At 38.0% G+C, this 24784-nt stretch carries 18 protein-coding genes; 4 read left to right on the forward strand and 14 right to left on the reverse strand.

Annotated features, from left to right (window positions below):
- The coding region (locus ACTWPM_RS10285; RefSeq protein ID WP_443133042.1) for a helix-turn-helix domain-containing protein at nucleotides 1-120 on the reverse strand (120 nt) is incomplete at its 3' end.
- Between the two features lie 104 nt (nucleotides 121-224).
- The gene (locus ACTWPM_RS10290; RefSeq protein ID WP_443132957.1) at nucleotides 225-590 is read right to left on the reverse strand and encodes a hypothetical protein; all 366 of its coding nucleotides are present in this window, start codon (nucleotides 588-590) and stop codon (nucleotides 225-227) included.
- A 297-nt stretch (nucleotides 591-887) separates the two neighbouring features.
- Between ACTWPM_RS10290 and ACTWPM_RS10295 the strand changes: the two genes are divergently transcribed.
- Entirely contained in the window at nucleotides 888-1337 is a 450-nt protein-coding gene (locus ACTWPM_RS10295; RefSeq protein WP_443132958.1) for a hypothetical protein, read from the forward strand.
- 39 nt (nucleotides 1338-1376) lie between these two features.
- Here ACTWPM_RS10295 and ACTWPM_RS10300 read toward each other — a convergent pair whose 3' ends face one another.
- Nucleotides 1377-2246, reverse strand: coding sequence for an alpha/beta fold hydrolase (locus tag ACTWPM_RS10300; protein ID WP_443132959.1), 870 nt, complete (start codon nucleotides 2244-2246; stop codon nucleotides 1377-1379).
- A 226-nt stretch (nucleotides 2247-2472) separates the two neighbouring features.
- On the opposite strand from ACTWPM_RS10300, the gene ACTWPM_RS10305 reads away from it, so the two are divergent.
- Both ACTWPM_RS10305 and ACTWPM_RS10310 read left to right on the forward strand, forming a co-directional pair.
- Nucleotides 2473-2838, forward strand: a complete 366-nt coding sequence (locus tag ACTWPM_RS10305; RefSeq protein ID WP_443132960.1) for a hypothetical protein — start codon at nucleotides 2473-2475, stop codon at nucleotides 2836-2838.
- A 218-nt stretch (nucleotides 2839-3056) separates the two neighbouring features.
- Complete coding sequence (locus ACTWPM_RS10310) at nucleotides 3057-3338, forward strand: hypothetical protein (protein ID WP_443132961.1); 282 nt, start codon at nucleotides 3057-3059, stop codon at nucleotides 3336-3338.
- Nucleotides 3339-3480: 142 nt separating this feature from the next.
- On the opposite strand, the gene ACTWPM_RS10315 is transcribed toward ACTWPM_RS10310, so the two are convergent.
- The 3 genes from ACTWPM_RS10315 to ACTWPM_RS10325 are packed head-to-tail and all read right to left on the reverse strand — an operon-like array spanning nucleotide 3481 to nucleotide 9732.
- Complete coding sequence (locus tag ACTWPM_RS10315; protein WP_443132962.1) at nucleotides 3481-6774, reverse strand: DEAD/DEAH box helicase; 3294 nt, start codon at nucleotides 6772-6774, stop codon at nucleotides 3481-3483.
- Entirely contained in the window at nucleotides 6771-8543 is a 1773-nt protein-coding gene (locus ACTWPM_RS10320) for a phospholipase D family protein (RefSeq protein WP_443132963.1), read from the reverse strand. The genes ACTWPM_RS10315 and ACTWPM_RS10320 overlap by 4 nt, the downstream gene beginning before the upstream one ends.
- The gene (locus ACTWPM_RS10325) at nucleotides 8536-9732 is read right to left on the reverse strand and encodes a DUF6361 family protein (protein WP_443132964.1); all 1197 of its coding nucleotides are present in this window, start codon (nucleotides 9730-9732) and stop codon (nucleotides 8536-8538) included. Before ACTWPM_RS10325 ends, ACTWPM_RS10320 begins: the two co-directional genes overlap by 8 nt.
- A gap of 145 nt (nucleotides 9733-9877) precedes the next feature.
- Here ACTWPM_RS10325 and ACTWPM_RS10330 point away from each other — a divergent pair, with 145 nt between their 5' ends.
- Nucleotides 9878-10795, forward strand: coding sequence for a DUF5655 domain-containing protein (locus tag ACTWPM_RS10330; protein ID WP_443132965.1), 918 nt, complete (start codon nucleotides 9878-9880; stop codon nucleotides 10793-10795).
- A gap of 80 nt (nucleotides 10796-10875) precedes the next feature.
- Here ACTWPM_RS10330 and ACTWPM_RS10335 read toward each other — a convergent pair whose 3' ends face one another.
- The 8 genes from ACTWPM_RS10335 to ACTWPM_RS10370 all read right to left on the reverse strand — a co-directional run bounded on the left by ACTWPM_RS10335 (nucleotide 10876) and on the right by ACTWPM_RS10370 (nucleotide 24753).
- A complete protein-coding gene (locus ACTWPM_RS10335) occupies nucleotides 10876-13350 on the reverse strand; it encodes a DUF2357 domain-containing protein (protein ID WP_443132966.1) in 2475 nt (824 codons plus the stop codon).
- Nucleotides 13322-15064 (reverse strand): MrcB family domain-containing protein, encoded by a 1743-nt coding sequence (locus ACTWPM_RS10340; protein ID WP_443132967.1) that lies wholly within the window; start codon nucleotides 15062-15064, stop codon nucleotides 13322-13324. The genes ACTWPM_RS10335 and ACTWPM_RS10340 overlap by 29 nt, the downstream gene beginning before the upstream one ends.
- A gap of 288 nt (nucleotides 15065-15352) precedes the next feature.
- On the reverse strand, nucleotides 15353-18073 hold the full coding sequence (locus ACTWPM_RS10345; RefSeq protein WP_443132968.1) for an AAA domain-containing protein: 2721 nt from the start codon (nucleotides 18071-18073) through the stop codon (nucleotides 15353-15355).
- A 248-nt stretch (nucleotides 18074-18321) separates the two neighbouring features.
- Entirely contained in the window at nucleotides 18322-19599 is a 1278-nt protein-coding gene (gene dnaB, locus ACTWPM_RS10350) for a replicative DNA helicase (protein WP_443132969.1), read from the reverse strand.
- Entirely contained in the window at nucleotides 19596-19922 is a 327-nt protein-coding gene (locus ACTWPM_RS10355; protein ID WP_443132970.1) for a hypothetical protein, read from the reverse strand. Before ACTWPM_RS10355 ends, dnaB begins: the two co-directional genes overlap by 4 nt.
- Complete coding sequence (locus ACTWPM_RS10360) at nucleotides 19919-20638, reverse strand: DnaD domain-containing protein (RefSeq protein ID WP_443132971.1); 720 nt, start codon at nucleotides 20636-20638, stop codon at nucleotides 19919-19921. Before ACTWPM_RS10360 ends, ACTWPM_RS10355 begins: the two co-directional genes overlap by 4 nt.
- Nucleotides 20639-20827: 189 nt before the next feature.
- The gene (locus tag ACTWPM_RS10365; protein ID WP_443132972.1) at nucleotides 20828-21511 is read right to left on the reverse strand and encodes a hypothetical protein; all 684 of its coding nucleotides are present in this window, start codon (nucleotides 21509-21511) and stop codon (nucleotides 20828-20830) included.
- 1949 nt (nucleotides 21512-23460) lie between these two features.
- Nucleotides 23461-24753 carry a metal-binding protein gene (locus ACTWPM_RS10370; protein ID WP_443132973.1) on the reverse strand — a complete coding sequence of 431 codons (1293 nt, stop codon included), beginning with the start codon at nucleotides 24751-24753 and terminating at the stop codon, nucleotides 23461-23463.
- Nucleotides 24754-24784 lie beyond the last annotated feature (31 nt).

Here is a 24784-nt window from a genome sequence, read left to right on the forward strand (position 1 = left end):
ACGGCTCCATTCGGAGAGGAAATGATTGAAGACAAAACGAGCGCAACCGATTGTCTTAGCGATGAGCGATTCTTGGGTTTTATTTGGATAGATACGAAAGTTATACGCTTTATGCTTCAACCTTTCCCCCTCCTAATCAGGAACGTATGTTCTTACTTTAGGATATCACGGAAGGGAGAATATTCAAAGGCATTCGCCTTACGGCGACGGCATTCATCTCCCCCTTACCATCGGTCTTCGACACGGCGCTTGAAGAGGGAGTCTTCTTCCGATGAATGATAAATGCGGGAAGAATTCTTAAACAGGTGATAATCGACATAGGAAAGCAGGAGGCCGCCGAGAACCGGCCCAATTAGAAAAAGAATAAAGTTGGTAGAGTATTCGAAGACATAGGCACCTGAGAAGAGTTTGCGGTCAAAGATCCACGTCAGCGGTTCAAAAATAATGGCGACAGCCGCTGCCACCATAATCATCTTCAAGAGCTTCTTACTGAAACTCTTCACCGTGGATTTCGTTCTCATGATCATAAAGAGCACCGCAAGAATGACAATTGCAAACACGTTCAATTGAAATTGCACGAAATATTCCATGTCTTCTGCCCCTTATTGTCGTTTTGGAGAGTTTCCTGGTGATCGAATCTATTACTCTACATTTTACTCTAATTCTTTTGGCCCGGTCAAAACATGATTAAGAACAAAAAGGATGATCCTATCGTTGAGGACCGCCCCCCCTTGCTGTTTTTTTCTACGAACATTGTATGCACCTACCCACCAAACGAACTCCTTGAAAAACGTGATTGAAGACCTATTTTTATGTAAAATTTAGGTCTTTTCACGTTTTCTTTAAACTACATTAGGGGAAGTTTATAAAAATAGGGAGGAGATCGTGTGGAGGAACTTTTACGGGATTACGGCTCAACTGGAACGGCGTGGATTTGGCTGGTGTTAGCGATCCTGATTGCGGCCGGAGGCGTAGCTTTATCGATCGCTATTTCGAAGGGAAAGTTTGACTTGCCACGGGTGAAAATCGACCGCCTGCGCTACGGGTCCTGGGCACTCGTGTTCATAGGAGTGTTGATAGCATTATTTACGCTTGCAGACGGGGAAGTCACCTTCTCGCAAAACAATAGAGCGTTAGACCAATGGACGAGCGAAGACGGCTACTATGTAGAAAACTACGGAGAGATCGAAGAACGAGACGGTGAAACGATCCAAGTAAAAGAGGGATCGCAGGATACAACCACAGAATTGAAAGCTGATCATATCCTCACCGGCTGCGACCGGGATGTGTACGCCGAAATAACCAATGGGGATGTATGGATATGTGTCACTGAATAGTAAAAAGGGCGATCCTCTCCGTGAGGACCGCCCTTTCGCTTATTTCTTTTCTTCTAAAAACTCCCGCATATAACGATTGACCGTTTCCGGCTGTTCATGATGCGGGGCATGGCTGACCCCTTCCATACGATGAATCGTAAGGTCACGCACGTAGTCTTCCACCCCGTCTAGATTACTGTTTTCAAAAGCAGGATCCCCGTCGCCCCAGATGATCAACGTTGGTGACTCAAACATTCGATAAGGGAGATCCAGCGGCTGTTTCACGTGCTCCTCAAACGGATAGAAAGAAATCGCCCGATAATAATGAAGCATCGATTTCATCGCATCCGGCTGCATCCACGCTTCTATGTACTTCTGCTCTTCCGCTTCGGTCAGATACCCTTTTTTCTTTCCAGGTTCCGTCATCATCTTCCTCAACCGCTCCGCATTGTTTTCCAGCAGCTTATCATGAGCATCTGGTCGCTGGAAAAAGCCCATATAACTGCTCGCTTCCCGCTGTCCTGGATTCTCCTTCAGTTCACGCCTGAACGTGTACGGATGAGGCGCATCAAACATGATCAGTTTCTTCACATAGTCAGGCTCCGTGTACGCAAGCGTCCAAGCAACCGCCCCGCCCCAATCATGAGCGACTAAAATGCAGTCCTTCTCCCCAAAAGCTTCAATCAGCTGCTTCACATCCTCAACCAGAATGGACATATCATAGGAAGAAACCTCTTCCGGTTTATCTGAAAGGTTATACCCTCTCATATCCACCGCGACGACACGGTAATCCTTCGAGAATTCTTCGATTTGGTGATGCCAGTTGTACCAGAAGTAAGGGAACCCGTGGAGAAACAGCATGAGTTCGCCTTCTCCTTCTGTGACGTAATGAAGATTGACGTCATTGACTTTCACATATCCTTCTTGCATGATTCCTACCACCTTTCTTACAAATACTTTCAATATGGTGCCACTGTACTCCTCTTCACAGGAAAGGGCAATTAGGAAGTCTCATATTCTGGATAATTAAGAAAAATAACCTAGTAAAAGAAGAACTCCTTATAAAAAAGCCCTCCTTCTTTTATGGAATAAAAACACTTCCACCTTACTAAAATATTTTATGGAGAAAATTCATTTCATAAAAGGAGTTTTGGTTATGAAAGAATTTAAGATTTTTACTTACCTCAGCTTCATACTTTTGCTTACCGGTATCACCTTTCTAACTTTAGGATTTGACCGAATGCACAATTATAATAACCCGGACAGTGAAGAGTCCTATTTATTTGATGATGATAGCGAAGAGCCTAAAAATGCTTATGTCGGTGGAGATGCGTATAATTTCATCATTAACGGCACCCACTCCACTGCCTACTTCGTCTTAGCTTCCGCCATGTTTATCCTTTCCGTGTTACTCTTCATATGCCAAATTCAATATGACACTAGGGAATTAATAAGAAAAACACAGCAAGAAAACGAGGATGACCCCAGGACTTATCTTCTGTTTCAAGTAGATAAAAGTTAAAAACAGCCCGCATGAAAGTGTCATGCGGGCTATTTTTTATGAAAGGCTCGCGGAAAATGCTTCCCTTTCTCTTGCATTCACCCCAAAGGTTTGAACTGAATAATAATTAAAATAAATGGAGGTGCGTTTAACAGTTATTTGTTTTCCTACTAGCCCTAAACGGGAATATGTAAGTATTATCGATTTTGAAAATAAAGGATGCAAGGAGGGGATCATATATGTTGAAAAAATCCAGTGGTATATCCATATTGATAAGCGGGGTCTCTTTAGGATTAGCCTTAATTCTGGTGCTGTTTTATTCACAGCCTAACCTGCCTACTTTTGCCATCTTCTTGTTCACCCTGGTAACTGGCCTTATTGGAATGATTTTTGGGATCGTCGGTCTGATTAAAGATAAGGGAACGTTAAAGCTCCTTAGTACGGTGAGTGTTTTGGTTGGTTTAGGATATATAATTCTTTTAGCGAGATTTATAGTAACAGGAAGTACTTTTGGAGCTTAAAGAACCTTCATTTTTCATAATTCTGGCCACTTATAAAATAAATAAAGCTGATGTACGAAGCGGACGAATCCTACGTACATCAGTTTTTTCATTGTATTATTCATTTAAGCCAAAATTCGTGATAAGAAAAACTCATAGAGAATCAGATATTAATTAATGCTCCTCTATTTTTCATCTCTTTATAATAAGGACTCAAATTCATAAATAAACCTTCTAGATTCTCTTTCCCTATTTGATGCTCAAACAAATACTCAAGCAGCTCTTCTTGCCGCGCCTGCCCTAAACTCAATCTGTAGAGTTGCATAATTTCCATAAGCCGATTATATTTAGCTCCATCCTTACTGAATGGGTACACAGGCACAATTCTCTCTATTTTTATATCTTGGTTTTCAGGCAGAGACCAAAATGGAACTAATTCAGGAGTTCGTTCGTCTCGTTCTTCTTCATTTGCTTGATTAAACATCTCTTTCCAGATATCACTTTGAAATGAGAGATCCCCGTACCTTTTAGCAATGTTTTGACGGATAGCAAAACACTTATATCGATTGATTCGTCCTTCTCGTTGCTCAAGATCGACAGGGTTTGAAGGGAGGTTCCAGTGAGCTATTTTTCTGCAATAGTAGTGAAAATCTAATCCTTCTTGCCCGACCGATGTAGTCGTTAGTACAAAAGGTCTGAAAGGTGAGTTAAAGGCTAATCTCACATTCTTTTTCCTTTTATGAGCGGTTTCTTCATTGCGTTGATCCGCAAAGCCAACAGCGTAATTAGTACGTATTCTCATCCCATGTTTTGTGTCATGCTTTCCCTTAACCCGATCTTTAAAACTTTTATAAGTATCCACGTTATAACTGGCTGTATGGGTATTTAATGCCCCAACCATTAATTGAAGGAGCTGTTCAGTACTCTCTTCCGTTTCCATAGTTTTAATACCCGCTTCCTCAACCAACATATGCGCATATTCATCTAGCATGGACTGTATATTCCCATCTACACAATAGCTGAGCACATTTTTCCAGTGTGGCACTCGAACACCACTTCTATTTGAGCCATACTCTAACTCGACCACAGATATCGCTTCTTGAGTATTCATCCTATCAATAACCGTTTTTGCCAAATGAACCACATGAGATAAGGAATGACTATCCAAATGACCTAGCATTCGTAGAGCACAGACTCCTGGTGCGGCTAGAGTCATATTGACTAAAACTTCTTTTAAGTCTGATGGCGGCCTCCCCAATTCTGGAGGGTCTTCGGCATGATATATGGAACGCAGGGCTTCTAAATGTTTGAGTAAAGCTGCCTTATCTCCTTGCTCTTCTTTTTCATCATTTAATCCAGAAAGAAGAGAATCATTACTGAACCACTCTCTTATTACACCTTCCTGCTTATCAAATAAAAGAGGTGCTATATAATACCATCTCTCATCTTCTCTAGAGGTCTGCTCAATCTCTGGAAAATTTAATCCATCGAGTAAAATTTGAACCTTTTCCTCTATTTCCGCTTTCAGCTCGCTCAAGCTGAGCCTCCTAGATAGCACATCAGCAGGATTAAAGAGCCGGGATAAGGTCACAGATGGATATAGGAGTGTTAAATGATTCATGTTTGCAGGTTCCTTATCCCTCATCGAAAATGACAACCGTGGCTGAGGGAACCGCCTCTGAGAAAAATACTCCATTCCTTCTCGCTTTTTCCGCTTAGAGGTTCGTTTAACAAGTTCTCCTACAGTTAAACGTTCAGCTTCATATGACACCATCGTTGAGACAGCTCGAGGGACCATCTCCCATGCTGAAAATATGAGAAGCTTAGAAAACTGCTCCATTCCTTTGTAACAGCCGCCAAAATCATAATAAGGTAAAGATGGCGGGATCCATAAAAGTCTTTCAGCATTCGTGGGTAGAGCGATCTCTTTTATTTTGGATAGTCTAGCATTCTTATCAGGTAACCTCTTGTAATGTTTAATGACAGACTCATTCATCCATAGATGGGGTACATTTACTTTATTTACTTGACCAGGAGACTTTTGTAGATATTGAGTAATTTTCTGCTTTAATTTATAGTGCTCCATAAAGGACATTAAGTATGGGGTAGATTTTACATAATCGACAGGAACTTTTTCATTGAGACCTAGATCTTGTAGGACGCGATCGATGAATACATAGGACAACACATCTTCTTTAGTAATGTCTAAGGGGATGAGGGAGGATTGAATCAGCTCGCTGGCCCCGTCTACCGTCGTTCGTTCCGTACGAGCAATTCCTTTGTATAAACTATTCTCAGCCTCTTGCTTCTTTGCTTGTAAAACAGCCGTATCCATATGTGTATATAAACGCATGGAGCTAGAAAAATCTTCCCACACGCTTTCAAAGTGCTCTTTATGCTCAGGATGATGTTCAAACAAAAAGCGAGTAACCTGTAGAAATTCTTTATAATGTTCATCTTCGCCCGATTCAGCGATTTCTTCCAATGTAGAATAAAGTTTATAAGGGGTAGCTGATAACAGTAAGATTTTTACTCTTTCCTCATCAGATTCTCTTGGACTATTAAAAAATTTGTTTGCGAGCAATGCCGTTTCACTTCCGCCCTCCGCATTAACAAGCTCAGGAAATCGTTGAAATTCATCCATAATGACTAAGTCTGGATCCATGATGTCTACGCTAATCTCAGCCATCATTCTACGCAGCTGGTAGATAACTAGATTAGCACCCTCAACCCGAACACCCCTTTCCTCATCCTCTTTAATTCGCTGACAGACTTCTTCAATATCAGCAGTCAGGGAGTGACTTTTTTCTAAAAACGAATCAATGGAGTCTAACATCTTTTCTAAATAGATGCCGCCACTTCGTACATTTAGCTTATCTACCCTTTCAAGATATTCTTCTTTTTTCCACGACCAGCTCTTTGTTGCTATGTCCATCAACAATACATCTAATTGATTGATTAGCTCTTTAAAACGGTCGTGTCTTTTTAAAACAGCAAAAATCAAAGCTCGTTCTGCTGCACTTCCACACCCTGAGGTCATTGTGAAAGAGGTGGAAGGAGTCAAGGGAGTTAATTGAATATATTTTTCCTTTAAAGTTTGATCGTAGTTATTCTCATAAATTTTTAAATGCTGCATCGATAATCGGGTGTCAGAGGAATCCTCCAGTTTTACCTTCTTATCAATTTGCAATTTCTGTATATTCTGCCTGGCAATACTTTGATTGGAACAGACGTACACCACTTTGAATAAAGGGTCCTTCAGAACTTCTTGATGATATCTAGCTATTTTCGCAATAGCCCCTCTAGCGATCATCGTCTTACCAAGACCTACTTCATCCGCCACTAATACCCGTGTGTAATCATGGGTGAGTAAATCATATACCCGCTCTACCGTTGATTTTTGAAAGTCCTTTAATCCAGCTAATATCTCCTCTTCTTTCTGCTGTAAATCAATCACTTTTTCATCCCCTTTGTTGCATGACTGAATGTTTCATACAAATGGAAAAACTGCTCTGGAATGATGTCATCATGGTCGATCATTTCAATAATGTGGTGGATATCCTCCAACTTTTCAGGTGATCGAGCGGCTGCCTTTAGCATATTTTCATATAAAATTGGATAATTGCCGGTTTGCGAACTCCAATCTACTGCTGCCATACTCTTTTTTTCCATCTGTTCTAGCGCGGCTAGTAGGAAATCGTCCGCTAATAAAAAGGCGACATACTGTAAGAAAGCCACAGGGTTATCAATGATTTTACGATATATAGCCTGCTCACGATCAGCCGGTATCCCTTGGGTAGGTATCTTTATAATTCGTTCTATGCTCTCCCCATTGGTTTCTGCCTTAACCTTATAAAATTCACCTAACTCTAGTAGACTCAACTGTTCGATTACCGTTTCCTTTTTCATCTCACAGACCTTCTTACTTAATAGCGGTCCAATAGTGAACTCCATGTCTTCTGGAAGGGACTCAAAAAAGAGACGAATGGAGTAATTCTCATTGCCTTTCTGCACAACGGCGTGAGATTTTGTTCGACAGAGTGTCTTAATCGCCTTTTGTAACTGATCCTTATGATCTTCCTCCTTCTCTTGTTCCTCAGGAAGGTGTTCGATTTTTTCGAATGGATTGTCCGCCTCTTTATCTCCAAACAATTCCTCTAGCAGATGATGCAGCTTGAAACCGTACTTCTTATACTGCATGCTTAACAAAAATTCAACGTTACCTTCGAAGGCATTGGTCGAACTATTCGCAGATCCCATATAAATACGGTGTTGATTATGTTTAGACCTAGCATAGAATTTGGCATGAATATCCTGAAGCTGCGAGAGATCCACTGCATCACTCTCTTCACTGAAAGCACCTTCTCCTTCCACAATGGTATCCTTTAACACGTAAACCTTGAAGGCATTAATAAGTTCATACGTGAGTTTAGGTAATTCTGATCTTCTAGTAATTAATACTTGGGTTGCCTGCGATAGTGCATTCTCATGTAATTCAGATATAATGGCTTCCGAGAGAAACGGAGATATGATAATTAGATGATGATAGCTATCAAAGAGCCCGATATCCTCCCCATCATATCCTTCTATACCTAGAGGGTGGAACTCAAAGTCGGGCACATGTTTATCACCTGATTGAAAATGGATATACGGCAGCTCCTTTATCATAGCCCTTAAATACTGCTGCTTTTCATGGTGTGGGGTTTGAGAAACAAGAAACTTCAAAAAATCGACTAAAGGTTGATTCTTAGTTGTAGGCTTTGGCTGTTTTTCCCCTTCCAGTGCAATTGCCATATCCCAGCTTCGATCGAAGGTAAGGTTTCTAGATAAAACGAGCAGGCGGTATAAAACGTTACGATCTTTATCCTGATATTTGATCAACCACAATTTCGGATGGAAAGATCTTTCGTTCTCTAGGGCTACTTCAAACACACTATCTTCCATCAGAGCAAACAAGGAATTCCCCTCTTTAGGAACTTTTATTTGGCCGGCTTCACAAAAAATGGCCATGTGATCAGCCGTCTGACGTAATCCCTCCAACATATAAATTGGATCTTCCTGAAATGTCTGGTCCATCTCCTCTGAGAGGCTTAATGCCACAGGAACACCAATTAAAGCTTCTAAATCTAACGAATATGTAGTCCCTGCAGCAAACACAACTTCGTACCCTGCCGGAGGGGTTAATAGATCACTATAATTAAGACGATCCTTATCTGGTTTAAGCATAATCATCACCCATTCCAGAAAAAATATCCTCGATTAAAATCATTGAATTTGGAAAACGGTATTGAAGTTTTTCCGCTCCAAGCCAAGCCCCCTCTTCATAAGCGTAATACTTAGAGTTATACAACTTAGCACGATCTTTTGATTTTAACTCAATCTCACGCTTTACAAGAAGCTCATCAATCTTTTGTTCATCTCCCGAGACGACTGCTCTTTGCCATTGTTCAAGAAATCTACTTAATAAAGGATTGTTAATTTTTAAGCGAAAAAGAACATCACGGTAACGGAATGCCGCAAATTCATTTTTAACAAAATCACTATTTTTCCATTCTTCCCATTTCCGAACAGCTCGCTCATTTTCATAATTAGAAAGAAGAACGTTGTACCTTATATTCGCACCAGATATAAATTTGCTGAATTGCTCAGCCAACGTATAGTCTGCTCTAATATGTGAAGGAAGATTGAGCCTCCCAATTTCCTCAAATGTATTTATATCCTGTACTTTCTCTGGACTTTGTTGGAGTAAATAGGAAAAGAGACTATCTTTCGATTTTTGAGATTTTATTATTTTCTCCTTTAGGAACATAGCTTCATCCGAAGTAAGATCCATAGAAAGAGAGTTTCTCCAATTAGAGTCGGGAAGCAGGCACTGCCAAAAAGTACTATTGTATTCAACAGCTTCGGAATCCACAGCATCTTCTTCTTCATTCCCTAGTGAATAAGCAGACTCCTGTTTCTTCTGCAGAGAAATAACTGCCTTTGCATAGTTTTCTAAAGACAGATGGTTATGCTTGAATATTTCGAAGGTTTTTAGACCATTCCAGTAAATACTAGACGGTTTTCGCTTGAGCTTTTTACGTGCTCGAGCTCCAATAACCCTATCAGCATTCGTTTCAACTAATGTACCAATCAGGTTTATTTCCCTTTCCGCGAGCTTATCAAGAAAACTTTTGTAATCCGGATGTTTTTCCCTTTCTAGTTCCATCATGAGATAAGGAACAATAAAAAAGTATTTCGCTCGAGTTTGGATGGTCGATGTGCCAGGAAAGCAGACATCTCCAAAACCATCTCGAATCATTCCTGTTCCCAGTTCATCTACCGCACCTTTATCTGAAAGTAAATCTAGAACCGCCATGACTTTGTTTCTATGTTCGCTAGAATAATCAATCCAACCAATTTGTAGAGGGGTCACTGTAAGCCTCCTAGTAAATTCTGTTGGTGTTATTTTAAATTACTTGACTGAATCTTGAAAGTTATTTGAAAAATGAGATATCAATAATGGAAGGTTTACCAACACGTTTGATATACTTATGGTAATAAAAGGAGTGTAGAAGGATATGGGTGATATAAAATTATTCTCATTACATAACGATAGTGTAAAAGAATTAGAAGGACAGGCCGTAGCTATTGAAAAATCGTTACAAAAAATCCTGGAGAAGCATTTAGAAGCCTTCTTAGGGGTGCGTTTTCTATCTTCTGAATATAGTACAGGCAAAAAACATGCCGGAAGAATAGATACATTAGGAATTGATGAAAACCATGCCCCCGTGATCATTGAATACAAACGTTCTGTTAATGAAAATGTGATCAACCAAGGCTTGTTTTATTTAGACTGGCTACTTGACCACAAAGCAGAATTTGAATTAATGGTCATGAAAAAATTTGGAGCAGAAGCATCGGACAATATTGATTGGAGCAGTCCGAGGCTACTCTGTATTGCCGGAGGATTCACGAAATACGATGAACATGCCGTTCAACAGATTAATCGAAATATTGAACTCTACCAATACAAGCATTATGAAGATGGTTACTTACTGCTTGATTTAGTCAATGCTACTACCACGCAACCTGTTCAGATCACAGGCTCCTCACCTTCAAATAGCACAAAACCTAATAAGTATAAAACAGTTAGTGAGTTTATTGAACAAGCTAGTACCGAACTGACCGATCGCTATGAATTAATCAAAGCTTATATGACAGCGCTTGGCGATGACGTACAAGTCAAAACATTGAAAAACTATATCGCCTTTAAACGCATTAAAAACTTCGCGTGTGTAGAGGTTCATCCCGGTTCAGGAAAGATTTTATTGTATTTAAAAGTGAACCCTGAAAAAGTTGAGCTAGAACCTGGTTTCAGCCGTGATGTGAGAAATATTGGGCACTTTGGAACAGGCGATTTAGAAATTGTCATAACGAAAGATGAGGATATTGAGAAAGCAAAACATTATATTGATTGGAGCTATGATAATAGTTAATTTAAAAAGTGCCTGCCCCACTATTAACTTCATGGGCACAGGCACTTTGTCTACTATCAAGGAACCGAAGGAAAACTTCATTACCCTCTCGACTGGAGGTTCACTATTTCCCTGAATACTTTATTCACGTTGTGCACCACATCTTCACAGGAAAAAGATAAGGCGCCCTTATCTGCTCGTATATTAACAACCGATTCATCCACCTCTACCGTTATTCCTTTAGTAAGGGTACGGAAAGAGGTAACCTTGCCAGCCTTTTCAAGCTCCATAAAATCTAAGTCCATACGAATATCTTTAGAAAACCTTCTTAACACTTCCCACAGCTGTTTTTCCATAGCACTCTTCATATAGAGTTGAGGTAATTCTTTAGCTGCCTTCAAATCCGATAAAGTAGTTAAAGTGGAAGTACTAATTCCATAGCCGACTGGCTTGATCGAATGCTTGAGTCTTTTCCACGTATCCATGTATAGACGGATTCCACCACGTTGATAATCTACTTTTAAATCACGTAGTTTAGCGTACTGGTAGATCCCACCATCCTCTGCAAAGATAACTTTCGGTTTATATAAAGCTATGTAACTTGCTTCCTTCCAGCCTTTACATAAATACGAACCCGGAATAAACATCTGGCCTGACTGGTTGATGTTCCGTAACTGTTGTTCACCGTTCACCTTTGCGATTAATACTTTCTCTTTCACTCTAGAATTCCACTCTTCAAGCGTACCTTTAGGCAAAATTCCCTCTTCCTGTAACTGTTTAGGGGAGCACTCTATTAATCGATCTAAGAAACGCTCCACTAATGCAGTTGATTGAGGTAGAAAAGGAAAGCCGCCTATATTTACTTTTTGAATGCTTTGGTAAAACGCGTGTTTTTCGTATTCATGTTCTTCGGCCCAAGGGAATAATACGTAGGCACCAAACGTATTACGTTCATAAGCGCTAGCATTATTTTCTACTATTGCATCTCTATAGCGGTGCATCGTGTTGATATCTTCTTCCAAAGGACCGGGACTATGATAAGTCCGGCCATAATAACTTCCTACTGCTGCAAAATCGACGCGATACTTGGCGTCAAAGACATATTCGTAGGTATGATCTTTCCCAACTTTTTCTATGCTTAACATTGAATCTGGTTTTTGTCTTACCGTTGGCAATGTTCCTGAATGCTTTTGGAAATGTAAGGTGATCTTTTCATTCGTATGAGGATGACGAAAGACTCTTTTCGCCGACTTCGACTGATTTAACGTTACAAAAAGCCCATCACGATTGGCCTTAATAATATCTTGACTGATCATCTTATACTTTGAAGCTAATATCTGCCCTAACTTTAAAAACGTCCAATATTCATAAAGGGTTGCCACATCTTTGACAGACATTCTCGCTAATTCTCCATGCAAAACTAAACCACGAGATAGCGTCAGGTAGGCTTGATAAGCTTCTCTGTATCCAGGAGCCATTTGGAGCACGAGAGACATTACAGAGCGATCAAGCTTCCCTATGCTTCTCCAAAAGGGAGAGGCAAGCTTTCTTTGGATAGACGATTCCATCTCTTCGACTACTTTTATTTTATCTTGATTAGGGTTTTGTACATCAAAGGGTTTTCTCTCCCCCAGCTTTCGTTTTAATGAATTCAATTTATGCGAAAGCCTCACCATCATCCATTTGACGAAACGGTTTTCTAACGTGTCGTAGGTTGGTTCTTTTTGAACATTTATCCCTTTCATCGGCATCATCTTTTTTTCATGAATGGGAATGCCATGGGGAGATTCCACAAATAGACCAGGACGCTTACGCAGATATTTCAAACCGACCGTGTCCTGCCTTTTAAGCTGGTCGCCCCTCACTAAGCGATGTTCTTTCTTCAATTGGTGGTGGGGTTGCTTTTCGACTTGTGTAACGGCCTTTGTAAACTGTTGGAAGTATTTCATTACTAATCGATAAAATTCTGCCCAGGAAGGGTCGGCCGTTTGCGTGGTGGTAGCTCCCAAATAGGTTTTCTTAACGAAATGATAGGCTAAGTTATAAACTTCCTCATTCACTTCCTCTAAAAGCTGTTGGTAATCTTCCTTATACGACAGTTTAGAAGGAAAGACTTCCAAAGTTACATCCAACTGCTTTTTCCCTTCACTAAGGATAGAAAAAGTGGTGTACCCTACTTCATTCGTAAAGGATAAATTCCCCATTAATAGTTGATGAGGATGCTTCCCTACCTTACTGACCGCTTTCCTTAAAGCAGGATGTTCATGCTCAAACTCTAATGAATCGTGACTTTTAGGCGTTACCACGAGTTGATAAACTCCATTTTCAAAAAATAAAGGTGGGACATTAGTATGTTCCGTGAGCTTCTCTTCACGCACATCGAAGACTCTAACGGATTCAATAGCTTCTCCATTTACTGAAAAGTACATGGATTCATACGGCTGAATAGCCTTGTATTGCTTCAAACTCTCATAACGACTGTGGTACGGCTTTCCTTTAATGTAGAGGGAAAAAGCGTCCGTCTCTATTTCAATCAGTTCTCTTTCATCAGCTGCTCCAGAAGGAAGTAAATCCATCTAAATCACCTCGCCGGATCATCTCATAAACCTTTCGACCACTTCTTGGAAAACGTGCCTGGCCCAATATGTCCTCGATCTGATCTGATGATAAACCTTCTTCATAAGTATGGTTCGTAAAGTAAGTAAATAAGTTCATTAACACCTGAAAAGCTTGTCCATGACTAGCTGTGAGTCGCGGAAGAATCTTTTGGTAAAACTGAAAGTCTAACGCTTCATCCTCAGCCATTAAATAGCGACTATAAATCGTATAGAAACAAACCTCATCACGGACACGATAACCCACATGTGCCTGAATGGGTTTAAGGATCTCGTTGATCTGAACTAACTCTGTCGTTACATGTTCCACCGTTTCTTTGTTTGATGCTGAATAGGCATCTTTTAAACGAAGGTATTCTGATTGTACCCTTTGATTAGGAAGGTTTACTTGTTCCTGTTGTCCTTCATCTTCTTTAAGAAAAAACAAGGTATCCAAATGAACGTCGTTCCATTCAATGGTATTCGCACGATCTAATACCTTTTTACTAAACGGATGAGTGGTTTCATCCATATTCACTGTCCCAATAATATATAAATTGGGCGGGATCGTTAGCCGTTCCCCCGCTTGGTTTTCACTCATAATCGGGAGGGTTTGAACTTTTCCATCCACCCATTTCCTACTTTCCATCACACTTAGAAAATCACTAAAATAATACTCCACACGTGCCAAGTTCATTTCATCTAGAACGACAAAGTAAGGGTGGTCTTTATGTAGCCTAGCTTCCTTAATCACAGAGGTTAACGGTCCTTCCTGAAATACTCCTCTTATATCGGTGTAGCCTAGCATGTCAGATCCGTCACTCCAGTCGGGCCTTACTGGGATTAAAGTAAATTGCTTGTTTTCCTCTGTTGCTCCTAAACTTTCAGAAAACAACTCTATGATCTTAGTTTTCCCTGTTCCAGAAATACCAGATAAAATCACAAAAGGCTTTGTTCTGAGCGAGAGGAACAAATTTTTCACATCTTCTAATTGATAGTAAAACCCTTGATTCTTTATGTAAGAGTGTATATGTTCGATGATTTTTTCATCTGTCCACTCTATCTTGTGATCTGTGTCATTTTCCTCTACACGTTCACTTTGAACGCGGACGTAGTCATCATAGATTTCAATCATGGACGATAAATCTTTTTGTAGATCAGCTTCTGAAGGCAGGGAGTTCGGGTCGTATTCAATATACAGTGCCGTAGACTCTTCATAGCTCTTTCCCTTGGAGCTGCTCCCGATGTTAATCGCGTCATCTTTGTGTATAGGTGATGAAGTAAGATAACGATCTGTCTGAATCGTACTTCTAATATCTTCACAGATGTGCTTGAGCTGTTCTTTCGAAGCTTTTGTAATTCCTTGAGCGAATGAAAGATAGACCCTCTCCATATCTTCACTAAACAAATACCCTAAATAGTAGCCTTGTTGCGTACTTGTTGTTACATGCTTATCTAAGATAGTAATCCAAGGAATTTGAGCCCAATTCCCTTGTCCCACCGAACCTTTCACAATAAAACGGTCTTGATCGATAAAGTCCAGCGAGTTAATCACTTTTGGAGCATTGGTTCGAACAAATTGACCTAATGAATTGGATTTAAATTGCTTGTTTTTTTCTGTTAAATATTCATTTGTAATCTTGGTTAATATCGAGTGAATCTTGTCTTTACTTTCTAAATTTGCTTGATCATTCACTGGTCCAACTCTCCTCAAAATCAAGTTTATAATTACACCCTAAGGAACCATATGTCTAATGCCATGACATTTTATATATAGCCTGATTTATTTTAGTCACTTCTGCTCCATCGAATATTTTCAAAAATAATCCATAGTTATCACTAACTCTAAACGATGAATTCGTGTTTTGAAAGTAAAAAAAGAAGAGAACGACTCCTCTTGTTAAAAAGGCATTCTCTTCTTTTTTAATTTACTTTGAAGGATAAATAGAGTGCCGGTAGAGAGGAATTCCGCCTCACTCAGCTCTTATTTTAAAATCTCCAAAAGTTTCTTATGTAATCTTTCTTTTTCTTCACTACCAGTCGTTTTCATTCTAATTACGGGAATTCCATACTTTTTTAAAATTTGGTCTTTCAATTGATCTCTTTTAAGCTGCACAGGGTTCTCGGAATGAAAAGCGTGGCCGTCGACTTCTACAACTAGCAGGGGCATTTTATCCATTTTGTTAAATATAACAAAGTCTGTGTGAGTTAATGGATTCATAGCATATTTTCGTTCTGATTCTGTAAGTCCTTCAGGGTCCTGAATTAACATTCGAAGTGGTTGATGGAGAAGGAAATCCAAGCTCATGAATTTTTCATCACTTAACACTTCCTCGATTACTACATTCATTAAATTTTCTGAAGTGTATTTAGAAACTTTTTTACTTTTTTTCATTACATCTAATAATTTTTCTGAGTAGCTACTATAGAGAAGATCAAAAACGGAATGAATTTTGCTTTCTATAACTTGAAAATTGTTATATCTAATATATCTAATTAAATCTCCTATATTCGTTCGGTGCCAACGCTCGCCCCCATCGGCTACTACGACAATTAGCTTTTTCTCTGCACGTGATACAGATACGTTTATAAGTTTAGCGTCATCTACGAAGTCATTTGCTTTGACTTTATTAGAAACCGTAGTCAGAATGATTGTTTCTTTTTCTCTTCCCTGAAATTTATGGACAGTATCTACTTCCAATTCAGAGTGTCCATGTGTATCTTGGATTGTATCCGCTTGTAATCTGTATGGCGAAATTATCCCCGTAGAACCCAACTCTATCTTTTGTTGTGGTAGTACTTCTTTTAAAATTACGTCTATTTGCCTTTCGTTAATTTTATCCCTGGCATGGTTACCTTTGGCTGTCTTATATATTACTAAAGGTTGGTCTTTTTCCTCTTCTTCTGTCAACACTACTAACTCATTGTTATAGAATTTTTGATTACAGAAACCAATAATCTTTGGATGGCATCGATAATGCTCTTTTAGCAGCGTTCTTGGAGCATCATTAAATACTTCCCCGACCGATGATAATAAACTGTGCTTTGCGTAATGATATCCTTCATCAACATTAAAATCCTCAAATATTCTTGTCGTTATTTTCTTAATTTCTGAAGTAATGACATTAGGAAGCTGCTTCATATCTCCTACGACTACCGCTTTTTTTGCGGAAGATAAAGCTAGTGCGCCAGTTACTAAATCCACTTGCGAAGCTTCGTCGACAAGTACAAAATCAAACAGATAGTTTTGAGGTGCATTTTTTCTCAGGGAATGAGTGGTACTTAAAATGATAGGATACTCCTTAGAAAATTCACCAAAATTATTCCACAAAGCCTTCTCATCGAATAAAATCCTTTTCTTTTTCTTTCCATAAATGGCTGCCAACTTTCCTTTGAGCAACTTCATAGAGTCTTCACTATACTGATTCATGACAGCTTCAAAATCATAATTCTTCAGCTTCTTACCTAATCTATTTATTTCGGTCTCCAACTCTTTTACCTTTAATTCGTAATAGAGCCTTTGTAAGTTAGAAATAAGTTTCTCTGAGGAGTATTTATATAGCTCAAAGTTATAGATACCGTACCTCATTAGGTAAAATAACTTTTGCCCCCATGTAATTTTACCACTCTGTATTGATCGCTCGTACTCAATTAATAATTGCAGTACTCTATCCGAACTTAATTTGTAATAGGATTTTATTTGTAAAAGTTCTAGTTCTGTTTTTGAAATATAGTCTTTAAAATATTTATACTCTGTTTTGATTGAAGATAATGATTGCTTCAAAGAAGCTTGCTTGTTTTTATACTCTAGCATTTGGTTCAGTTCTTGCTCGGATTCCTCTAGTTTTCTTCTGATGAATTGGACTTGAGTATCCTCTAGCACCCAATGATCCATGCTAGGATACGCCACACTTTGCTTAGAGAAGAATTTTTTCTTATTTTCCCTTTTCCCTAAATAAGCAGCCAAAAAATCAATTCCATACTTTTGCAATTTCTCATATACATTGGATGTAGCAGAATTATTATTCGAAACAACCGCAACCGTTTTATCATTCATAATAGCGTTGGCAATAATATTAAGAATCGTTTGCGTTTTTCCTGTACCCGGGGGGCCTTCAATGATACTAAGCTGTTCGTTCATCGCTTTTATAGTAGCTGACTTCTGGCTAACATTAAATCCAAAAGGGAAAATAACTTTTTCTTTTTTCTCTTCACTTTTTAATGGTTTTTTTTCTAAATAAGCAGATAAAACACTTTGGGAACTGACAGTCGTTAAACTATCATACTGTTTACTTAATAATTTCCGACCTTGCTCTTCTTCAGAATCTATCTGTTGAGATAGTTTTTTTAAGTAATCAAAACAAATAATCGCGTTTTGATTTGATAAGCTATCCTCATCTATAGTCAATGATTCTCGGGAATAAGTTTTTTTGAAACCACTATTAAAAATCAATCGTACATGCGCTTCGAAAACCAAAATATCATTAATTCCATTTATAGGTTGATTATTGTTATATACTATTTTAGAAGCTGTTTCCAACCTTTTTGGATCACGATACCAAACTACTTTATTTTCATTATATTTGTAGACCTTATTGGACCTCTTAAACCTAATATGCCAATTGCCATTATTAAAATTACAAAATGAAACTTGATCTGTTTTGTCTGTTCCGTTTATAAGGACCAGTTCACTGTCTAATTTCACTCTTAAAGCACCTCTTTTTTAACCAATATGAATTCCGATTACATCTTTTTCCTTTTAGACATTTTAGCACATTATTGATCAGCGCTATATCAAATAAAAGGCGTCTTCATCTGAGGAGTTTCCATGGGAACTCCTCAGATGAAGACGCCAAAATTTTTTCTCTATTTCTTCCTAGAATTTCTCTTTTTCAAAAATCATTATTTTTTCACCAATTCTTTTAAGAGAAGCATAGATAAACTTATCATACTTTAATAAATAGCAAGCTGAGACGTTTTCCCAACAAACTTCCCATACTCCTTCTGAAATTGAAGCTTCACCTTCCCAACCGGACCATTCCGCTGCTTACCGATAATCAATTCAATCTTGTCATCATTCTCCTGCAAGTTATAGTAATCCTCCCTATACAGGAACGCGATAACATCAGCATCCTGTTCAATGTTGCCCGATTCACGTAAATCGGACATGAGTGGCCGCTTATCCTGTCTTTGTTCTACAGCACGGGATAATTGAGACAGTAATACAATAGGGATTTCCAGTTCAAGAGCTAATAACTTCAGTTCTCTTGTAATGAGGCCGATCTCAAGGTCACGACGTTCGGAGCGTGTGGAGGGGGACATAAGCTGAAGATAATCGATGATGACCAGATGGCGTTCATTCTTTATTTTCTTCATATGGGATCTGATTTTTGCACGGATATCACTGACGGTTCTTGGTTGGGTCTCAATGTTGATCTGCCATTCGGAAACTGGGCCCATGACATTTAGAATGTCTATGTAATCCTGCTTGTTAAAATCCATGGATTGCCATTTCGCTCCATCCACTAAAGCTTCGGAGGAAAGGATCCGCTTTATAAGCGGCCTTTTCCCCATTTCCAGACTGAAGATCTGTGCGCTTCCTCCCTCTTTACAGTGGTGGGAAGCAAGGTTGAGCGCAAACGCTGTTTTCCCCATCGAAGGTCTAGCCGCAAGAATGATTAAATCGCCTTTCTGGGTGCCGCCTGTCATTTGGTCCAGTTCTTCATATCCTGTTGAAAAACCAGTCATGCCATCTTTTACTGGATTCTTCATTTCCTTCGCAATCTCAATGAGGACCTCTCTTACCGAACCCTCATCTTCCTTGATGCCAACCTCTCGATATGAATCCATATTCGCACTTAACGTATCATACGTCTCATCGTCGGGATCTTTGACGTATCGGATTGCCGCTGCCCTAGTGATGCGGTGCCTGTACGCCTCAAGCACCAGACGCTGATGATGTTTAAAGGTAGCTGTCGTTGGGACTGATGTAGCAAGCTCGGTCATATAGGTGACACTATCCGCCTCTCTTATCTTATCTTTTAACACTGTGGTCACTGTGACTATGTTGACCGGATCATTGGCTTCATAGATGGTTCTCATCGCCTGGAAAATTTTCAAGTGCCTTCTATCGGAGAAATGTTCCGGTGAAAGAATGACATCATCCATCAGCGATCCTTCCATTAACAGGGTGCCGATAACTGATTGTTCTGCTTGTTGATTGAAAATCATTTGTCCATCTTCCTTTCCATTTCATCTAGTTTCTCTAAGAACAGCCGTTTCGTTTCCTCCGATACTTCTGCCGCTTCTTTTTTCCAACGTGCCATCTTTTCGGCCATTCCATTATCCGACACCTCATATACGGCGATTTCTGATAGCGTTGGCGGAAACGGTGATTTCACCACGTGGTTCGTTAAACGTCTCATCACAGGATCATATTTCATTTTCTCAAGCTCAGCAGTCCATAGGGTAACCTTCCTTTTAGTGAGTGGAAATTTGCCTGCATACACTTCCTCAATGGTTTTCAATACTTCTACCGCTTCTTCATAATTCATACATTTCTCTCCCTTCTAATCTGCTCAAAAATGTCATCTTCTTTTTTATCTGCACCCTTAATATTCGGGCGCTGTTCCAGTGCCAGGGCCTCCGCCCCTTTGAGTGTTGTAACCCCCGCTGCCTGCCATCGTTTTAAAATAGCTTCACAATATTTATAAAAGCGCTTGTTATGCTGCAAGGCTCGCTTCATTGATTCCACGACCAATTCGTCGGACAACTCTTCACACCACTGTGTAATACTCTCAGCTGTATAGGGAGTCAGCATTCCGATATTCTGTTCATAAAATTCATGAGGATTTGGACCTCTGGCCGCTTCCTCATCTCGCTCTTTTCTTTTTCTTTCTTTTCTTTTAAATAAAGCGACCAGTCCTACGTCCGCTCCTACGCTCACTCCTGCGTTCACCCCATCGCCCGCTTCTTCGGTCACGTTCTGGTTTATACGTGAGATCATTTCATACAATGGCGCACGGTTTCGGTTGATAAACGTGTGCTTAATGTAACCCTTCTCCTTCAGTTCTGTGCGTGCACGTTTAAAAGTGCTCTCCGTAAGACGAGCCTTGGTCATGAGGGTCGCTGTCGGAACCGCGAATTCTTTTTTCCATCCCACTTTGTTATTGAAATGCATTAACGAAATCCAAAGCATGGAAGCGGGTAAAGATAACTCCTCCAATTCCAGCTGATCTAAAAACGCGTTCAATTCTTTTAGGTAATTCATTTTTCTCCTCCTTTATTTTGAAGGCATAAAAAATAGACCTTCTTATCTCTAGAATCGAGAGGAAGGTCTGGTTGGTGTCATTTTTTTATAATATTTATAGAAAAGATTTTTGGAGCTAGAAAATTTTATTTAAAATCTTCATGTAGCCCCTCTGATATTCTTTACTCTATTTCCATCATTCCCCTTTAGCTAGTTCCTCATTTCATTGATATACTTTTGAGTTTGGATTTCTGAGGAAATATTATGGACAGTTATGTCAATAAGCACTTTTAAATCCTTAATATCTTTAGTTTCCCAAACTCTATGGTAGTGTGTTTCATCATTCCCTAACCATGCGGCACGTTTAGCGATTTCCTTGACGTTGTTTGATAAATAATTATTTATACATGTACCTAAGGGAGTTTTTATGACGGTATTCCTATCAAGATCCTTAAATTCTATTAAATAATCTTTTATCAGAAACTCTAAGGATTTTCTGTAACCCATACCTGCAATATGTTCTAACTCCCTACCTTCAGCTTCTTTTGCTTGATTATAGATTTCAACAAATTTTGAAGATAGTTGTTCAATATATTCATTAAACTTTTTTGTTACTGGATTTTTAGGATAAGATTCTACAACATAACATTCCACTAATGGTGAATCTGGAGGTGTAGAAATTGTTAACCTACTTAAAAATATCTCACCACAGTACTTTGAGTTACATTTGAAAATAGCCTCTATAGTTTTCTTTCTATACTTATAAGCTTCTAACATAGTAGGCTCTTGACTTTTATTATTACATCTCGGGCAGTATTCAGGTAATTTTTGTAAATCGAATAGATAATAGTTTCTATCATCCTCTTCAAGTGACATGTAATTAAAGGTATACATTTATTAGACACACCTTACTAAAATATTATTACACTTATATTATCATATCTTCGTATATGTAAATAAAAAAATCCTCCATCACCTCCACCGACTATTGACTAATAAAGGCCCAATAACTGGTAAATTAAAAAGGTTTTGACTTTGTTTTGGAGAATCTTAAAAAAGGAATGGAATAAATAAATAAATAATATACCATAAACTGGCAGGAGAAAAACTCCTGAAGAGAGTTTATAATTCTAAGGATAAAAAAACTAGCCACCAAAAGGGCATCATTTTGCAACTTCTCCTACAATTAAAGCTGAGCAAGGATTAAAGGTATTAATTAGGTAAGTTAAGTCTTCTATCCTTAAAAAGTCGAGCGTTTAGAGAAAAATAACTACCTAAATTCATAATCAAGAAGCAATTGACTATTAACTATTTATTTACCCAAAACCCTTTAATTGCATCCCTTTACTCCGTTAATTCTGCATCTTCTAGTTAAGCACCGGCTTCTCGTAATATTTTAAATTATTCTTATGCTCAATGTTATTTAAAATAAGTATATTTAATCTACTTCAAGAAAAGAGGAGTTCGTATGATATGCAATTGTGATAGATATATTAAAGTGGATAGAAAATGGAAAGCAACAAAGTTAGCAAAACAATTATATAGTAGGCAGAATTGTACCGTAATTGTCGAAAGAGATGTAGACCACCAAGGTAAAAGAATTTTCTATGTATTTTCTTTATCACAAAAGTGTAAACTTCATAGATTAAAATACTTAAACGTGAAGGATATTGTATATATTTAATTTATTTATGTGGATAAAGTGCTTTATCTTGAGACTAATTTTTTGATATAGCTGAAACTTACAATAACGGATCGAGTGTAGATCACTTGGTATTGCTTTGAGAGAAAAACGAGATCAAACAATTATAGATGACAAAAATCACTCCAGCCAAAATCCAAATAAATTAAGGAGGTCTTGTGAAGGGAGCCTTAAAAGGTCACAAACTTATTATATTGATATATACTCCATTGGCCTATCACCCACTCTTCATTCAACCTTTATCAGATGATAGAGAAATCGCTAAATGATCTCTAGATTGACAGCCATGATACCTAAGTATTAAGCTTTATTTGTATGGAATATAACAGTTGTTATTAGGTTTATTGTATTTTGCTAGGTTGAATTATGATATAAAATTATGGATGTTGAAGAATTCGGTTAAAAATCCTTTAATACGAGCTTACTAAATAATTGAAGGAAAAGGTTTATTTCAATCCTCTTCTTTTAAAACTAACTTTGTTTTGTAATCGATCTATTTCAGTTAAAAATCGGACACATGAATCTCCTAATTTAAGTATGTTACACTCTTGTACCTTTTCATTATTTTAATGAACTTTGTACCCTTTCTGAATCCTGATTGTTAAATTTTTCTATCATGCTACGCACATTCGAAACAATATTCAAAGAATTTTAAATTGCAACTAGTGCTCTATCAATTAAGTTGGGGAGTGCTAAAGGTTAGATACCCATCGCCCATACCCTTAGTGGTAGAATAAGAAATTATAAACTAAAAATCTTCCTTAAGATCGATAATCTTAAAGGAGACTTTAAGTTTTTAAAACTTTTTTAGAGAAAAGTCCAGTAACAACATTTAAATGTGATAAAATCCTATCGTATTAAAGGGAGGGCGTAATCGCATCAGCGCCCCAAGGTATAATCTAGGTTGATAATAGAAACTAGAATCTAACTTGATTGTTATTAACAATGCTTATTAGATTCACAGTTAATGCCCTGATAATAACAGAATTAACAAAATTATACAGTATTGTGTTAAAGAGTATTCCACTTTACTGTCTTCTATCTGAAAGATTCATTCTACTCTCATATAAAACTCCTATTTTCTATTCTTATTTCTCGATTTTCTTTTTTGCTTTTCAATACCTCGCTTACTATTAGTTTTTTATTTTTCTTCAAAAATATGTTCAGATGTTGGAGTAAGACCTTGACTCAAATAATAAAATTCTCTAGTTTGGTAGACTAGTTCTGAAAGGTTCATTAATGACTGAAATATATCCCAACAACAGCGTGTAAAGTCTTTTAATGAAGTAACTAGAGGTTCTTCATTATCTTCATTTCCTTTCGGAAAATAAGTAATTTGCTGGCTTTGTATTTCCATTTTATATGTATTATGGCCAATTGCATTTCGTAGTTTATTATTTAAATAAGGGTAGACTATATTATCATACTCCTCATTTCCATCAATAAATTCTAATTTCGCCCCCTTACTTTTCTTTTTAAAGTCTTCTAACCTAACGACATCTTTCCTTTTTTCTTTCATAAGTTGGAAATCACCACGATATTTAAGATTATTATAAGCCACAATTAGCTCTAACATTTCGGTTATTACCTCATAAATATCTACATAAAACTGCTTTAGTTCCTCAAAGGACACGGTAGTAATACCTTTTTCATCTAATTCTACGTCAGTCGAGTTTTTATAAAAGTCCATACCGAAAACCGGAATCATAAATCTGAATATATTAATAAACTGCTTAATAGATTCAAATATTTTTTCCTCGTTTCTATGTATTGAATTAGAGAAATATTCAAGGAGGGTTGAAAATTCTTTATTTTTGTTTTTAGAAAGATTTGACACTTCTTCTCCTATAAATCTTATTTGCTTTTCAAAGAAATTTTTACTTAATGTACTTGATAATAAGCGAATATTTGTTTGGCGAATTGCAATTAAATAATGTAATTCATTTTTCAAGGGAAATTGCTTATTGCGAATTTGTTTATTTAAGTCTTTATAGAGATATTGGTAATTACCTCTTAACCATAACTCATTAACCCTTCTATATTTTGGCCAGTCATTGTTTAATGTAGATAGAAACCTTAAAGTTTTCCTCTTAAATTCTCCCATATTTTCTTCCATCAGCCACATACCACTTGTAAAGAAAGGTGGAAAAAAAGTATTACTAAATTGATATGATTGAAGCTTTTGTGTTAAAAATTCACCCGATACTTCTATGTGAAAATCTGAATCATCTTTATCAGGTACTTTTATAACATTTTCAAATTTAGTATGCGCCACAGCATTCAACTGGTCTTGAAACATATTTCCAGTGATCAAAATTTCGCATCTTCCACAGTTAAATCGGATCGGGTGCATATCTAACCATCCCACTTGAATTCGTACAAGAGTTTTTGCACCACAAACTTCACACTGAAGATTCTCTCTCATCGTCGCCACAAAATTCACCTCTGTTTTTTTCGATTAATCA

This window comes from Halobacillus sp. K22, from assembly GCF_052246795.1.
Lineage (GTDB): Bacteria > Bacillota > Bacilli > Bacillales > Halobacillaceae > Halobacillus.

Bases quoted from the DNA above. Each gene is read 5' to 3' on its own strand.
- ACTWPM_RS10290 (WP_443132957.1), bottom strand. From the start codon at position 590: ATGGAATATTTCGTGCAATTTCAATTGAACGTGTTTGCAATTGTCATT.
- ACTWPM_RS10300 (WP_443132959.1), bottom strand. From the start codon at position 2,246: ATGCAAGAAGGATATGTGAAAGTCAATGACGTCAATCTTCATTACGTC.
- ACTWPM_RS10305 (WP_443132960.1), top strand. From the start codon at position 2,473: ATGAAAGAATTTAAGATTTTTACTTACCTCAGCTTCATACTTTTGCTT.
- ACTWPM_RS10310 (WP_443132961.1), top strand. From the start codon at position 3,057: ATGTTGAAAAAATCCAGTGGTATATCCATATTGATAAGCGGGGTCTCT.
- ACTWPM_RS10320 (WP_443132963.1), bottom strand. From the start codon at position 8,543: ATGCTTAAACCAGATAAGGATCGTCTTAATTATAGTGATCTATTAACC.
- ACTWPM_RS10330 (WP_443132965.1), top strand. From the start codon at position 9,878: ATGGGTGATATAAAATTATTCTCATTACATAACGATAGTGTAAAAGAA.
- ACTWPM_RS10335 (WP_443132966.1), bottom strand. From the start codon at position 13,350: ATGGATTTACTTCCTTCTGGAGCAGCTGATGAAAGAGAACTGATTGAA.
- dnaB (WP_443132969.1), bottom strand. From the start codon at position 19,599: ATGATTTTCAATCAACAAGCAGAACAATCAGTTATCGGCACCCTGTTA.
- ACTWPM_RS10355 (WP_443132970.1), bottom strand. From the start codon at position 19,922: ATGAATTATGAAGAAGCGGTAGAAGTATTGAAAACCATTGAGGAAGTG.
- ACTWPM_RS10360 (WP_443132971.1), bottom strand. From the start codon at position 20,638: ATGAATTACCTAAAAGAATTGAACGCGTTTTTAGATCAGCTGGAATTG.
- ACTWPM_RS10365 (WP_443132972.1), bottom strand. From the start codon at position 21,511: ATGTATACCTTTAATTACATGTCACTTGAAGAGGATGATAGAAACTAT.